Consider the following 13,248-nt stretch of genomic DNA (forward strand, 5'->3'; position numbering starts at 1 on the left):
TAAACCTCCGTTTTTAAAATTAATTTTTTATGACCGTGAAGTTATCAGCTTTTCTTCAAAAATGGCTTGAATTCGCGGCCGTTACCTTTATAAAATCGACTGAACATCTCATAGTATTCCAGACGAAGTACCTGGATGCCGACAATCAGTCCTTCCATAGCGCAGACAAAGGCATTACCCAGGACAATAATAATCCAGTTAGGTGACCCTCCCTGCTCGGCACCTGCGAGCATTAGTACAACCTCCATCATGGCTGCATGGCTGACTGCAAAAGCGCCCATACGGACAAAGGAGAGAGTGTTCGACATGTAGCTTAAAGCAACCTCGAAAAGCTCAAAAAAGCTTTGTACAAAGAACATCCCCTTACCGCCTTCAATTGCCGGTGTGCGTCCTTTTACAAGTCTGGTCAGGGGCTCTTTCAGCATGATCAGAATCAAAGGAACCACAAACATCACTACCAGAACCGCTGTTGCGGGAAGTGTGTGACCTGACATATACAGGAATAACACGGCTGTCAGTGCTCCGTAAAATACCAGACCACTGATTGCATTCTGATCAAAATAAGTACCTTCCACATCCCGTGCTTTTACCGCATTGATTATATGCATAATCATGGTCGTTAGAATCAGGAACATCCCAAATGCGATGGCAACCACAAAAACCGTATTCATGGTACCGATAAAAGGAAGTGTAATCATATCCGTCTTAGGCTTCAGCCAAAATGCAGGAATTACATCTTCAAATCCAAAAAAACTTCCATACATAAACCCAAAGAAAGTCGAAAAGACACCTGCCATACTCATGATAGCTGCCAGTGTGATCTTCTTATATTTATACAGAAGCGCTCCTCCGACTGCCAGAAACAATCCCTGCCCAACATCGCCAAACATGCTTCCAAAGATGAAAGTATATGTGAGAGCGACAAAAACAGTAGGATCCATTTCGTGATAACCCGGCAGACCATACATTCGGATAAACATCTCAAACGGTTTAAATATCTTGGGGTTTTTCAGCTTGGTTGGTGGCTGCATTACAATATTATTATCATTGTCCTCAATAAAACAAAAGAGCTTGGGATCATTTGCAATCTCTTTTTGGAATGTCGCCGCATCTTTCTCCGACATCCATCCGCAAAGAATGTAGAAGGTTTCTTTCTTTGAGCTGGTACATGCAGCAAGTTTTCTTATGTCAAAGTTCTCAGACTGTGCGGACAGTCTGCTGTAGGCGGCAGCGAGATCGTCTGTGTGGTCCTTCAGCTGTTCCTGTATTCTGGAATCACAGGAAGCAATCATCTGGTTGGTTTCCTGAAGCTTTTCCGCCAGCTTTGCATGAGCCTCTACAGGAGTTCCTTCATAGGCATCCGGCAGAAAGATGCGCTCAAAGTGCATAGAAGCAAAGGTTGCGTCCACGCGGCTGATATTCTCTCTGACGCAAAAGTAAATGCCCCAGACATACTGGTCATCCGAATGGCACTGGTAAAATACAGTTGCCATATCATCATAGATATAGTTTTTAAGCTTATTAAAATACTCTTTTGGTATCTTGCCAAAACGAAGCTTTAAATGCTTAAAATGAAAAATAGCAGAAATATCATATTCCAGTCCCATAAATGGTTCAATTTTGTCATAAAGCTCTTGATATCTGCTTCTCTTGGCCTCATAGCCGGCTCTTTCTTCATTAATCTGGGTCAAGATCCGATCCAGCTTCTGAACAAAACTAATGGATTCCTCAAGTGTGAGCTTTTTATCCGTATTCCGTCTGTCTTCCGGAAGAAGCTGCATATAGTTTTCTGCAAGCTTCAGCGTCTCTTTGTAAGGATTTATCTGGATATACGGAGTCAAATCCTGCACAGACTTCAGTTCAGCCAGTGCATTTTCCAGATGAATCTCGTACTTTGACAGATACTGGTTGACCACACGGTCAATATCAGATTTCGGACCCGTTATGCTCAGGAATTTCATCTTTATTATCAAAGTAAAACACCTCCGGTATTCCTTATTTTTTTACAATTCAGCTATGCGGAGCTTATAACTGAATTGCAACAAGATATTTGTATGTCTTTTCCTGCTAAGTTTTTCTGACATAGGTCATGGCCTCGTCCGGGGTTATTCGGTAACGCACACATTCCAAAGCAATAATCAGCCGATCCACTTCATGCTCTTTGTGATACAGATAGGAGTATATGGTAATTACCGAATAAGGGTCTTTTCGGGATTCAGTGGAAAGTATATGCTTCATAATGGAGGCATACATAGATTCCAGAGTATCTAAAGTAAAGCCTTTGTACTGACGGGCATAGTAGGTTTGTTCCAACAATGCCTCCAGAGCAGGAGTGCTTTCGGCTTCAACCATTGCGACAATCTGCTGCTTGCTGATACGGTATTTGATTGGTATCAAAAGCGCATAAATGTCTGCAGAGGACATATGATAGTAATTTTTTGCACGATATATCCACTGTAGGTTCAGCATGTCAAATTTACTGCCATAAGCTGTTGTCAAATCCTTTAAATCACGGCCTTGATAGAGCTTATCTTTCATCTTCCAGAGATCTCTGAAATAATATAGATCCAGAGTCATCTCATAATCGAAGAGCGTGGGATTTTCCATCGCAAGCAGCTTTGAGAAAGGTTCATAGTAAACAGTTCCCCGTAAAGACTCTACAAAATCCTGAACTGTAGAACTGGCGGACATCAGCGAAAGGTTTAAGCCGGAGTGCCGCTTAAAGAAGTCCTCAAAAGCAGAAAGATTGACCTGAGTCACACGGTGGTCAAACAAATTCGTCAGGCATTCCTTAATTACAGAAACTTCATAACGCTGAAAATACAGGGTCAAAAACTGGCGTTGCGAAACGTTGGAAAACCTGTATAGTTTAGCGAAATCCCGATATATACTCTGCCGGAGCATCTGCTCGATCTGGACACGATGCAGCTCATTTTCATCCGATAAGCCGAATATAGGTTCATAGGAAGGCCATTGCTTCAGATAATTTACAGCCTGCGGCACAGTCTCCAGTTCCGTAATTTCCCGAAAGTTGGAATCCTTCAGAAAGTGGCTTTCCATGGCACGTATCTTAGTGGTAAGACCGCTGTAGGATAACAAACCGTTCATCTAAATCACTTCCTTATTATTTTTTTATATATTTGTGCAGAGAGAGTATTGTGATTCTCTTCGTAGTAATGCTCCATAGATTCCAGTATGGAGTCCGCACTTTTCCTGAGTTCAAAAAGCTCTTTTTCCAGCTGTTTTGACAGTGTATCCTGCAGGATATCCAGCTCTTTTTCGGTTGAAGCCTCCAATTCCTTGTCATATGAGGCAATCTGGTTTTCCGCCTGAATATCCAGTTGCTTTTTTTGATTGGCAGCAGCATCCAGTATTCGTGAAGAAGCAGTCTCTATTTCCGAGAGCTTGTCAATTATCTGATTCATAATCCCCTCCTTAATAATTTCCTTAAAGCTCAGCATGCAAATCTAAACATTATAGTACCCGATTGCATGTTACTATCATACACCTTTTTAAAAAAAATACTAGTGGAAAATGAAGAATTTTGCCACTGAAAACGCACTGATGAATTATAAAGATGTTTCCTTTGTAAGGATTTTCTGATAAAGTAATAAATAAGTAAATTAAGGCTATAGAAAAGGCAGGTTTATCAGAATGCGTTTAAGAAATATTCAAGGTGCAGCGGAAAGTATTGGGAAATCCGGCTATGTCCTGCAAAACCCGGAAGGTCACAAAGGACATTGGAATCAGGTGTTTGATAGTGGACATCCAATCCATATTGAGGTGGGAATGGGAAAGGGACGTTTTTTAATGGATATGGCAAAAGCCCATCCCGATATAGATTATATAGGAATTGAAATGTATGATAGTGTTCTTTTGCGAGCCGTACAAAAAGCCGAGGCACTTGAGGATTCCCCGGAAAACTTCCGCTTTATCAGAATGGATGCAAGAGAACTCTCATCAGTGTTCGAAAAAGGAGAAGTAGAACAGATCTATTTGAACTTTTCAGATCCCTGGCCTAAGGACAGGCATGCAAAGAGACGGCTTACGTCCCGGCAGTTCTTAAAGCGATATACAGAAATAATTCTTCCGGGACGAAAAGTGGAATTTAAGACAGATAATAAGAACCTGTTTGAATTTTCACTTCAGGAACTTAAGGAAAGCGGATGGGTATTGGAAGGATGCACCTTCGATCTTCACAAGGACGAGGTCATGAACAAAGGCAACATTATGACTGAATATGAAGAAAAATTTTCTTCCTGTGGAAATGCTATTTATAAATTTATTGCATACTACCAGTATACACACGAACGCTAGACGTTCTGTACTAGTATAGCCGATTATAAATACTTTTCTGCTTCATTTGTCTGAATTCCGCGATAACCGCAATGTCAAAGCCTCACCGTAGCCCGCTACGGCTACGTTTTGCCATCACGGTTCTCACCAAATCATCCTCATTGAATCAGTAAGTTATTTAATTTCGGCTATACTAGGGTCAAAAAGGTCATGTTTTTTCATGCAAGCATGAAACGCATGACCTTTTGACCCTGGTATCATATTATAATAGTAAAAAGAGAATCGGTACATTGCTGGCGGATACAGATATTTATTAAATAATGTACTGATTTAAGGGGCATAAATAGGAGATATATGAAGAAATCTGGATTAAAAGAGAAGATGGAAGAGTTTAGTTATGATATGAACGCAAAAAAAGGAAAACTGCCTGTAATCCTGAAATCATTAAAGGAAGTAGACACAAATCTGGCTAAAATGACAAAAAATAAAAAAAAGTAAAGAAATTGTAAAAAAAGGGTTGATTTTTATAATATCATCTATTATAATAACTCTTGCGTTGTAAAATTAATAACGAAAGAAAGCGCCTTTAGCTCAGTTGGTAGAGCAGTAGACTCTTAATCTATTTGTCCAGGGTTCGAGTCCCTGAAGGCGCACTGGAAAGCACTGTTTTCGATGACGAAAGAGCACCGGGGGCGGTGTTTTTGTATTCGAGAGAGCCGTGCAAAATCAAAACCAAAAATTCAGAATGGGAAGCTGGCTTACCAGGCTGAATTTTTGGTTTTGATTTTATAGGGCGAACGCCCTCAAGCGAAATGAAGCGAAGCGGAATTGAGGTTGGCACGGCTCGCCTCCGGAAGCTGGCTTACCAGGCTGAATTTTTGGTTTTGATTTTATAGGGCGAACGCCCTCAAGCGAAATGAAGCGAAGCGGAATTGAGGTTGGCACGGCTCGCCTCCGGAAGCTGGCTTACCAGGCTGAATTTTCGGTTTTGATTTTATAGGGCGAACGCCCTCAAGCGAAATGAAGCGAAGCGGAATTGAGGTTGGCACGGCTCGCTCTTCATATGTTGTTTGAAAGAAGGAATAAAGGTGGGAAAAGAAGTTAAAACAAATGCAATGAGGATTTTGGACAAGCAGAAAATCAGCTATGAACTGATCCAATATGAATGTGAAGAGTTTATAGATGGGATTCATACAGCTGAGAAAACAGGAGCTCCCGTGGAACAGAGCTTTAAAACATTGGTTGTACAGGGAAAGAGTAGTTTGTATTATGTGCTGGTAATCCCTATTGGGGAGGAGATTAATCTAAAAGCAGCAGCCAGGGTGATTGGAGAAAAATCCATAGAACTGATACATGTAAAGGACATTAACGCGATTACCGGTTACGTTCGCGGAGGCTGCAGTCCGATTGGTATGAAAAAACAATTTCCTACGTATGTCGATGAGTCAGCCCGGAAGTTTGAGAAGATTTATGTGAGTGGAGGAAGAATCGGAACAACATTAGCTTTAAGCCCTGAGGAACTGAAGAAAGTCAGCAGAGCCGAGTATGCGGATTTGACATTTTGACTCCCCTTAAGAAGAAGCAGGCTTTTTGCCTACTTCTTCTTAAGTTTATTGATCAGAAGCGGACGATATAAACGCCGCATTGTCTTTATTACCCTGTTTGCATCTCCATCATGAATGATCACATCCGAGTTTGAGGATGGATTTCCAAAAGTAATGGTCTTTTCTACTCCTACATATTCCCTTAAATATGCAATCATGTTTTTCTTACTTGCATTTTTACTGTAAATCCGCAGATAATAGTTTCCTGGAAATTCTTTTGAAGGTTCCGCTTTTACCTTCAATTTCCTGCCGAATTCCTGATTGCAGAGCGCCTTCATAACCTCTGTGATTTTTTCTTCATCAGCAATCACATAGACATAGGTTGCTTCCTGCCCATCAGGAAGTTTTCCGTTAACGTATTGCCTGTATGGTGATTTCCTGTAATAGGTGTATTCTTTTTCTTCGATAGCCGTCATATGCTCGGGGCAATATATCACAGCGATATCGCCGATAAAAGTACTGATAAAGCAGTTTACTTTTATAAGCTCAAAAAAATCCAAAAGCTTTTTAATGGTATCTCCAGAGATAACATATAATTTCAGATATTGATTTTCCCTGACATCATACAAAACAGCCCCATCCATAGCGATAACAGGAAGCTGTAAATCAACATCTTTGATGACTTCAACCAGCGAAGCCGGAGTGCGTTTGGTAAAGACTGTAAACTTTGCTCCTTGGGAAATCATCCGGTTAAGTTCGATTTTGCTGTAAGAGGTGAGGGAATCCCTCATATTTAAAAGCGTATCATCTACACCGGAAATAAACAGGATATCATTATTGTGATAGTGGGGGAGCTCAAAAAGATTGACCCCTATTGCAATCAAGATACCAATTAAAGTATCTATAACTCGATTCAGCGTATATATAATAGGATTATCTCCTACCTGACCCAATGTCACTGCAAACAGGACAACGCATGCCATAATGGAAGTGTTTGTCAGACGTAGTAAAACGGTTGTATATATTACAGGTACGACTGCAAGAGAAATAATTATATATTTAGGCAGACCGCCAAATGCTCCCATAGCCGGTACATACTGAAAAAGTAATACGATGAGACAACCGAATGCGGCACCTATTAAAGTTCCGGCAATACGTTCGAAACCTGTTCTTGCGCTATAATCCATACGTGACTGAATGCAGATGGCAGCGGCAATAATAGACTGCATAATATCCCGCTTTCCTCCGAGAAGCATATGAACTACGAAACATAAAAACACTGCAACCGCGGATTTAATCATACGCATTCCAATTGGTGGAATTTTATTGCGTATGTGAATAGCATGTTTGTTTGACTTATCTCCCAACTTAAGCCTCTTTCCCGTTATTCATAACGTCAAAAGTCAAAATCCCTTTGTCATTATATAGATATTCTACCATATGATTTACAGAAAAGACAGCATGAACTTTATTCTGTAAAACGATATTTCATATCAGCAAAAGTAATTTCATCTCCATTATTCAACTTTACTTCGTCCTCACCCTTCACGGGATTTCCATTTACAAAAGTTCCGTTTCTGGAGCTTAAATCTCCGATGTAAAATTCATCGTCTTTCTTTTTTATTTTTGCATGAATCCGGCTTACTGCAGGTGAATCAAGGACACCGTCTACTGCGTGTGAGAGTTTCCCTACTAAAATCAAATCTTTATTCAAAAGAATGGAAGGCGATGAAGCTGGGGATAAGGCGGAAAGGTAAGGGGTTTCCAAATTTTTGCTGCCAATCAATTCGGTTTCTCCATATAGAGGGGGGAGTGTGTCAGACTGTTTCATGGAGTGACTGGTATCCGCATCACTATTTTCCAGGTTATCAATGGAATGAGCAGAGAAATTCCCTGCTATAAAGCGCTTTACAACATATACACATACGATTGACAAAGCAAGAATTAAAGGTAGCAGGTAAGCCCACAGGGGAAGGGAAAAACACTTGAAAAGGATTAGCAGAATGGTCAAGAATAAAGTAACACCTATTCCGACATATTTATTCTGAAAAGGTTTTTCCTCGTCTTCCGAAGCTGAAAAAAAAGCATCTAAAATTTGTTTTCGCTGCAGGTCTTCACTTTCCAAATCCTCTGGCGGAAGTTCCTGCTTTGTAGAGGATACGGAAGAACTTTCCAAAAGAAGAGCGGATCTCAATGCGTCTATTCCACAATTATCTTGAGTAATTTTGCGGTAAAGACCATAGGCGGTTGTAACAGCAGCCTGATTTTTATGATCTATTTTGGGCAGGAGATGTTCTATCAGTGTCCTAAGCCCCTGACGGATATCTTTCCCATACCCGGGTAAAAAACAAAAGCTGATTTTGGAACTTTCGGAATTTAGAAAGATCAGCTCCGGAGATAAGACCAAATCATCGACATTTAATAAGAATTGTTCTATATATTCCAAAACCTGAAAAATCTGCTCGTACAACTGAATGAGCATCAACGATTCCATACTTTTATGCTCATAAAGATTTTTCAAAGATTGCAGAGATGTTATTTCGTAGCAAAATAGTGTTTTACCATCTACGCCTCTAAGGCTGCAGGTGAGCAGACCGCTAATATCGTTGGACAGGATCATCCGGACCTGATAAGCACTTGTATCGGCTAAATCCGGACTATCCAAGATTACGTAATTATGGTTCAGATCTCTTTTATATTCAATATTCATCTAAAATCCTTTCCGTCCTGCAGTCGTCCGATACTCCGAAGGTTACGGATATACTCCACAGGTTTCAGCACCTCGGCTTTGGCTGAGACACTATAGTTTAAGCTGAACGAGCCTTCCGATGGTAAGATTTTACCTTCATAAGTAGTCTGAATTTGTTGTTTGGAAATAGCCACATTTACATTGGGTGCGTTTAAGGCCAGCGGTGTTTCTTTAAGGAGGAGCTGTGCTTTTTCTCTTTCATTTCCAGGGGTTAGTACTGCTTCATATGCGGCCTCCGTAAACCATATCCGCTGATGGATATAAAAACTAAAGAATAGAACCATGAATAGAACAAAAAGAATCAGAGGTGTTATGAAAACTGCTTCAACAGACATAGAAGCTTTCCGAAGCAGTCTTGGGACGCCGGAAGTTGTATAATTAGTCATAATATAATCCTTTCGGAAGTTCAGGTGCACAAAGTGTACAGTAATATGCACGGGTTAAAATCCTCTAAACATCAGAATATAAGAAATCAGTAAAAAAGGAACGAAGGGGATTTCACTATTCTTATTTAAGCTTTTTTTTAAGAGGGAAAAGGCGGACCAGAGGAAAGCCAACATCAACGCTGCGGCTAATGTAAATATACAATTCTTGAAGCCGTTCCAGACCCCAAATGAAAGAACCAGCAGACCATCCCCATAGCCGACTTTTCCTCCACTGACTTTTCCAATTAACAGAAGAATAAGACCCGGGAGCAGATCGGCTATGACTTCCCAGTGAAAGATGTTTCCGCTATAAAATGTCAGTATCAGGCCCCAGATGCCATAAAAAACCGTGGGAAGAAGATAGATTTCTCTTCTTCGGATATCTCTCCAGGTATTAACCGTAAGTAAGCCAAGTGTGACAATGCTTTTCCAGTCCATTCTATTCTCCTTTTGCGTATTGACATCTACTGCAGAGATTTTGCGCAGATGTCTCATCAAGCTTGACTAAGCGAATACAACGCTTTAGACCACTACACTCCAGGTTATTATGATAGGCTGTTCCACGTTCTGTTAAGTACACATGTCCATGTGAAATACCTTCACCAATGCATTTATCACAAGGCTGATAGCGGGTACCGTCTTTGTTCCTGGACTGTAGAGCAGCATCCAGGGTTTCCGTATAGATATGGAGATCCAGATGGGTGCAAGTGGACGAGGTGTGATAGACGCTTTCATAATCCGTCACATAGACCATCTCACTGCCCGGGCTTCCGCCACTTGATTGTACATCCTCTCCCATATATCCACACCAGATATGAGCTCTTGCGTGGCAGGGTACCTGAATTTTTGGAAGTGGAAAAGGAGAATATGGGATTTGGTATCTCACAGTCTTACTTAAAACCAGGTATCCATCGGGATAAAGTTCTTGTAGACACTCTGATTCGCCGGGGGTATATGCATGCATGGCGGTTTTCTGGGCTTTTTCTTTGAGAGCAACGCTTTCGGTTACATAAATCCTGTAAAAATCCAGCATACTGAACACAGACAGACAGGTCAGGAGAAATAAAGGGAGAATAAAGGCAGCTTCAACAGTAAAGCTTGCGTGTGATAAGGAGGCAAAAAAGGCTGCCCTCCTACCGGTGGAAGTTGGATGAACCTTCGGGGTGAGCTCATCATGATTTTGGGATTGGATACCCGGAAGAGAGTATTTTGTGGTTGAAGGTAAATAGTTTCTTTTTCGCATAGTTTCTTTCTTCTCCGTGTAAAAGGGCACCCTTTTTCACCTCCTGTTTTAGTAGCCATAGCTTCTGCGTATAGAATAATTTCCACTATCCAGTTTCCATAGTCCTTCTACTTCTAAGCTTTCCACACAGTTGTCAATTTGAAAATGAATTTCGGGGTTTTTCAAGTTCATGTTGTACTCGATTAAATCCATAGAAGTATAAACCAGATGAGCCTGAGATTTTGTAAAAAGCAAAAAGCGCAGGTACCAATTGTAGTCCAGACCTCTGCTGTCACTTTTCCTGGTACTATCCAGAACATCTGGCAGGCATGCCAGATTCTCCAGAGATAACTGCCAGGAGGCATCATCTTTAAGAAGCGGAATTTTTCCACCATCCAAAAGCTCGCGGATATCCAATATACTTTCGGCAAAGGCCCAGCAGGCTGAAAGAGCAAGGGATATCACCGGCGTGGCAATCGGAAGCACCATAGCCGAGGCTAAAGTTGCTGCCATTGTATCTGCCTGGGATTTTTTTGAGGGCGAGGTATTTAAATAAATAAAGTTCGATGCTTCCCGAATTGCTATCAGCCGGTTGATAACTGCCTTTAAGTTTTCGGCATCGGTAATTTTTTCTCCGATTATATATTCGGCCTGATAGGTCAGCCCATCTTTTTTATCCGCTGAAGTATAGTTCGGAAATTTTTCCATAATATATTCAATTATCAGAAGCATATCTGATTTGTTGGATTCCGCTACAGGGAGAACCCCCATTCCCTGGTTCAGATTTCTTGAAGAGGGGAGAGCCGAAGGTGTTATCTTGTATTGAGAAATCTGTGCAGGATCTGTGACTACAAGTCCAAGAATTCCCATCCTACGAAGATTGCTGATAACTTCAATTGGATTTATCTCCGGACCGGAGGATAGATGTGGTCTAAGCTCTTCTTCCGTTTCTGGAAAGGATTCCCCGGCGATCTGTTTTTCCTGCTCATAAGCGTCTACAGGATCTTCGGTGGATATTTGATTTTTCTGATGCTCTAAAGATTTTATTTTATCTGTCTGTCCTGTCAGAATATTCGAAAGCTGCTGTATACCAGAAACGCCGAGGGATTGCCGCATATATTCGGTTATCTGGCGAACAAAAGAGTTTCCCGTCTGATCCGTTGCCAAGGTATAACCGGTGATTGCGCCGGATAGGAAGTCTGCTCCAAAAAAATTTCTATTTCCATGCCCATCTGGATTCAGACTATATAAAGCATCTTGCCGGACTGTATCATATAAGCGGTTCATTTGAAGAGATTTACTTCCAAAGCCTCCGTCCAGATAGAACAAATCATATTCATCCAGCAGATCTTTGTCATATTGTGCAAACAGGGAAAAAAGTCCCTGATCCATAGCGGATGCTATCATAACACGTCCACCTTCAGTTCTGACAGATTTCAGCATGCCGGCGAATAGTGACAATAGTATTGTCAGTGTCAGGCAGAGGTATATGGTGATACTTCCCGTCTTTATATTCATGGTATACAGCTCCTTTCTTTGTCTTTTTTATTCAGGCAAATCGGAATGTAAAGAATGATTAAATTTCTTTGCTTTGACTGGTGATTTTTGACAGAATGTCATTTACTAAGCTGACAAGTTGCTTTTTAAATATAACTACAAGTGCAACCAGGACGACTAGAACCAATATAACTTCTACAACAGCAACAGCGTCTTCTTCTTTCCAAAATGCCTGCAGCTCTTTCATATGCCTCACCTCCTTTCCCGGAACGGTTACTTTATGGCTGCTTGAATTATTACAGCGAAAAAGACAGGTAGGCAGGTACGACCAATAGAACTAAAACAATGGCAAACATCATAATCATCGGAATCAATAGTTTGGTACCAGCCTTATCACCGATTATTCGTGCACGCCTTTTTCGGTCTTCAAAGGCATCCTGAGCCTCCCTTTCTAATAAATCCATAATTCCCTTACTACCCTTTTTCAGGCTTTGCGATAAGAGAGTTGCCAATGTTTTATAAGCAGAACAATCACATCTTTTTCCGAAGCTTTCGTAAGCTTTTTGCTCTGAAAGTCCACTTTTTATTTCATGGCAGGTAATTACGATCTCTTCATATACTGCATGAGTTTCTACGGTCCCGGATTTCTGCAGCTTGTTATAATCGAGAGCGATACGTTCAAAGCAGTTACGAATACTGAGACCGGCACTTAATAATAGAAGGAACTTACTTATTATATCCGGGTAGTCCAACATCATCTGCTCCCTGCGGCGTTCCTGAAGTTGGCTGGCTTCCTGCTTTTGGGCAATATAAGCGGCTGAAATGCCGAGGAGAGTAAGAAATAGAAGAGTTACACCCTGAGTAGAGATCTTATACTTCCAGATAATCCGTTTTCCATTTAGGGTTTCCGGAAGAAGGTACTGATTTCCCTCCAGATTCTCATTTGATTTTTCTGCAGTTTGCTTCAATTCCTCACTTAAACTGGAAGCTTCCGGTGGGTAAACTTTAATTGCTCTTTGATAGTGTTCTTTTTTTCCCTGAAGACTAAGTTCTGCATCCAATGTAATTTCAACACCTTCATTGGGAATTTTATCTGAGAGGTTCCCATCATAATCAAGTATGTCGGTACGGCTGCTGATCCAGGATATATTGACAGGACTGTCCGGCACGGATGAGACTAAATTCAGATTGTGGCTAATGTGATTCCATGATTTATTATCTCCTATAATATGTTGATCCAATTGCTGCAGAGCCTGTTCCAGAAACCGCTCAACTTCTCCTAATTTATAATTGCCTTCGGGGATTGTCAGTGTAACTTCTCCGCCGGTGCCGTCACTCAGTTCGTATTCAAGTGTTTCGTCTCTGGTGCCTTCCCCTGGTGTGTTTCTTTCCAATGTATATTCGGTAATTGCTCTTGATGCAATTATGTCTTTCATAAAGAAGACTATGCTGAAGGAAAGGGCGGCCGAAGAGATGAGAATCATTTGTTTTTTCTGCATATATTCCTCCGGTGTA

Annotated in this window: 14 protein-coding genes and 1 tRNA gene; 4 read left to right on the top strand and 11 right to left on the bottom strand. The window is 41.1% G+C overall.

Annotated elements, in window-relative coordinates:
• Positions 1–44 precede the first annotated feature (44 nt).
• The 3 genes from KNL20_RS00520 to KNL20_RS00530 form a co-directional block, all read right to left on the bottom strand.
• Positions 45–1,973 carry a V-type ATP synthase subunit I gene (locus tag KNL20_RS00520; RefSeq protein WP_230398750.1) on the bottom strand — a complete coding sequence of 643 codons (1,929 nt, stop codon included), beginning with the start codon at positions 1,971–1,973 and terminating at the stop codon, positions 45–47.
• Positions 1,974–2,067: 94 nt separating this feature from the next.
• Complete coding sequence (locus KNL20_RS00525) at positions 2,068–3,108, bottom strand: V0D/AC39 family V-type ATPase subunit (protein ID WP_230398751.1); 1,041 nt, start codon at positions 3,106–3,108, stop codon at positions 2,068–2,070.
• Positions 3,109–3,113: 5 nt separating this feature from the next.
• Positions 3,114–3,425: a hypothetical protein gene (locus tag KNL20_RS00530; protein ID WP_230398752.1), complete on the bottom strand. Its 312-nt coding sequence runs from the start codon at positions 3,423–3,425 to the stop codon at positions 3,114–3,116.
• A gap of 229 nt (positions 3,426–3,654) precedes the next feature.
• Here KNL20_RS00530 and trmB point away from each other — a divergent pair, with 229 nt between their 5' ends.
• From trmB to ybaK, 4 genes are all read left to right on the top strand, one after another.
• Positions 3,655–4,317: a tRNA (guanosine(46)-N7)-methyltransferase TrmB gene (gene trmB / locus KNL20_RS00535; RefSeq protein WP_230398753.1), complete on the top strand. Its 663-nt coding sequence runs from the start codon at positions 3,655–3,657 to the stop codon at positions 4,315–4,317.
• Positions 4,318–4,650: 333 nt separating this feature from the next.
• Positions 4,651–4,794: a hypothetical protein gene (locus KNL20_RS00540; RefSeq protein ID WP_230398754.1), complete on the top strand. Its 144-nt coding sequence runs from the start codon at positions 4,651–4,653 to the stop codon at positions 4,792–4,794.
• Positions 4,795–4,876: 82 nt separating this feature from the next.
• Positions 4,877–4,949: transfer RNA gene (locus KNL20_RS00545), tRNA-Lys, on the top strand.
• Between the two features lie 435 nt (positions 4,950–5,384).
• The gene (gene ybaK, locus KNL20_RS00550; RefSeq protein WP_230398755.1) at positions 5,385–5,861 is read left to right on the top strand and encodes a Cys-tRNA(Pro) deacylase; all 477 of its coding nucleotides are present in this window, start codon (positions 5,385–5,387) and stop codon (positions 5,859–5,861) included.
• 29 nt (positions 5,862–5,890) lie between these two features.
• Here ybaK and KNL20_RS00555 read toward each other — a convergent pair whose 3' ends face one another.
• From KNL20_RS00555 to KNL20_RS00590, 8 genes are all read right to left on the bottom strand, one after another.
• Positions 5,891–7,207, bottom strand: a complete 1,317-nt coding sequence (locus KNL20_RS00555) for an HAD hydrolase family protein (protein ID WP_230398756.1) — start codon at positions 7,205–7,207, stop codon at positions 5,891–5,893.
• Positions 7,208–7,308: 101 nt separating this feature from the next.
• Entirely contained in the window at positions 7,309–8,550 is a 1,242-nt protein-coding gene (locus tag KNL20_RS00560) for a DUF6382 domain-containing protein (RefSeq protein ID WP_230398757.1), read from the bottom strand.
• Positions 8,547–8,975 (bottom strand): TadE family protein, encoded by a 429-nt coding sequence (locus tag KNL20_RS00565; protein WP_230398758.1) that lies wholly within the window; start codon positions 8,973–8,975, stop codon positions 8,547–8,549. Before KNL20_RS00565 ends, KNL20_RS00560 begins: the two co-directional genes overlap by 4 nt.
• A gap of 54 nt (positions 8,976–9,029) precedes the next feature.
• Complete coding sequence (locus tag KNL20_RS00570) at positions 9,030–9,452, bottom strand: prepilin peptidase (protein ID WP_230398759.1); 423 nt, start codon at positions 9,450–9,452, stop codon at positions 9,030–9,032.
• Position 9,453: 1 nt separating this feature from the next.
• Positions 9,454–9,813: a hypothetical protein gene (locus KNL20_RS00575; protein WP_230398760.1), complete on the bottom strand. Its 360-nt coding sequence runs from the start codon at positions 9,811–9,813 to the stop codon at positions 9,454–9,456.
• Positions 9,814–10,305: 492 nt separating this feature from the next.
• The gene (locus tag KNL20_RS00580; RefSeq protein ID WP_230398761.1) at positions 10,306–11,754 is read right to left on the bottom strand and encodes a DUF5702 domain-containing protein; all 1,449 of its coding nucleotides are present in this window, start codon (positions 11,752–11,754) and stop codon (positions 10,306–10,308) included.
• A gap of 58 nt (positions 11,755–11,812) precedes the next feature.
• A complete protein-coding gene (locus KNL20_RS00585; RefSeq protein ID WP_230398762.1) occupies positions 11,813–11,980 on the bottom strand; it encodes a Flp1 family type IVb pilin in 168 nt (55 codons plus the stop codon).
• Between the two features lie 49 nt (positions 11,981–12,029).
• The gene (locus tag KNL20_RS00590) at positions 12,030–13,232 is read right to left on the bottom strand and encodes a type II secretion system F family protein (protein ID WP_230398763.1); all 1,203 of its coding nucleotides are present in this window, start codon (positions 13,230–13,232) and stop codon (positions 12,030–12,032) included.
• Positions 13,233–13,248 lie beyond the last annotated feature (16 nt).

The organism is Novisyntrophococcus fermenticellae, from assembly GCF_018866245.1.
Lineage (GTDB): Bacteria > Bacillota > Clostridia > Lachnospirales > Lachnospiraceae > Novisyntrophococcus > Novisyntrophococcus fermenticellae.

What these genes read in the sequence shown, in the direction of transcription:
- KNL20_RS00575 (WP_230398760.1), bottom strand. Translation starts at nt 9,813, where the DNA reads ATGGGAGAGGATGTACAATCAAGTGGCGGAAGCCCGGGCAGTGAGATG.
- KNL20_RS00530 (WP_230398752.1), bottom strand. Translation starts at nt 3,425, where the DNA reads ATGAATCAGATAATTGACAAGCTCTCGGAAATAGAGACTGCTTCTTCA.
- KNL20_RS00585 (WP_230398762.1), bottom strand. Translation starts at nt 11,980, where the DNA reads ATGAAAGAGCTGCAGGCATTTTGGAAAGAAGAAGACGCTGTTGCTGTT.
- KNL20_RS00560 (WP_230398757.1), bottom strand. Translation starts at nt 8,550, where the DNA reads ATGAATATTGAATATAAAAGAGATCTGAACCATAATTACGTAATCTTG.
- trmB (WP_230398753.1), top strand. Translation starts at nt 3,655, where the DNA reads ATGCGTTTAAGAAATATTCAAGGTGCAGCGGAAAGTATTGGGAAATCC.
- KNL20_RS00565 (WP_230398758.1), bottom strand. Translation starts at nt 8,975, where the DNA reads ATGACTAATTATACAACTTCCGGCGTCCCAAGACTGCTTCGGAAAGCT.
- KNL20_RS00580 (WP_230398761.1), bottom strand. Translation starts at nt 11,754, where the DNA reads ATGAATATAAAGACGGGAAGTATCACCATATACCTCTGCCTGACACTG.
- KNL20_RS00590 (WP_230398763.1), bottom strand. Translation starts at nt 13,232, where the DNA reads ATGCAGAAAAAACAAATGATTCTCATCTCTTCGGCCGCCCTTTCCTTC.
- KNL20_RS00540 (WP_230398754.1), top strand. Translation starts at nt 4,651, where the DNA reads ATGAAGAAATCTGGATTAAAAGAGAAGATGGAAGAGTTTAGTTATGAT.
- KNL20_RS00570 (WP_230398759.1), bottom strand. Translation starts at nt 9,452, where the DNA reads ATGGACTGGAAAAGCATTGTCACACTTGGCTTACTTACGGTTAATACC.
- KNL20_RS00525 (WP_230398751.1), bottom strand. Translation starts at nt 3,108, where the DNA reads ATGAACGGTTTGTTATCCTACAGCGGTCTTACCACTAAGATACGTGCC.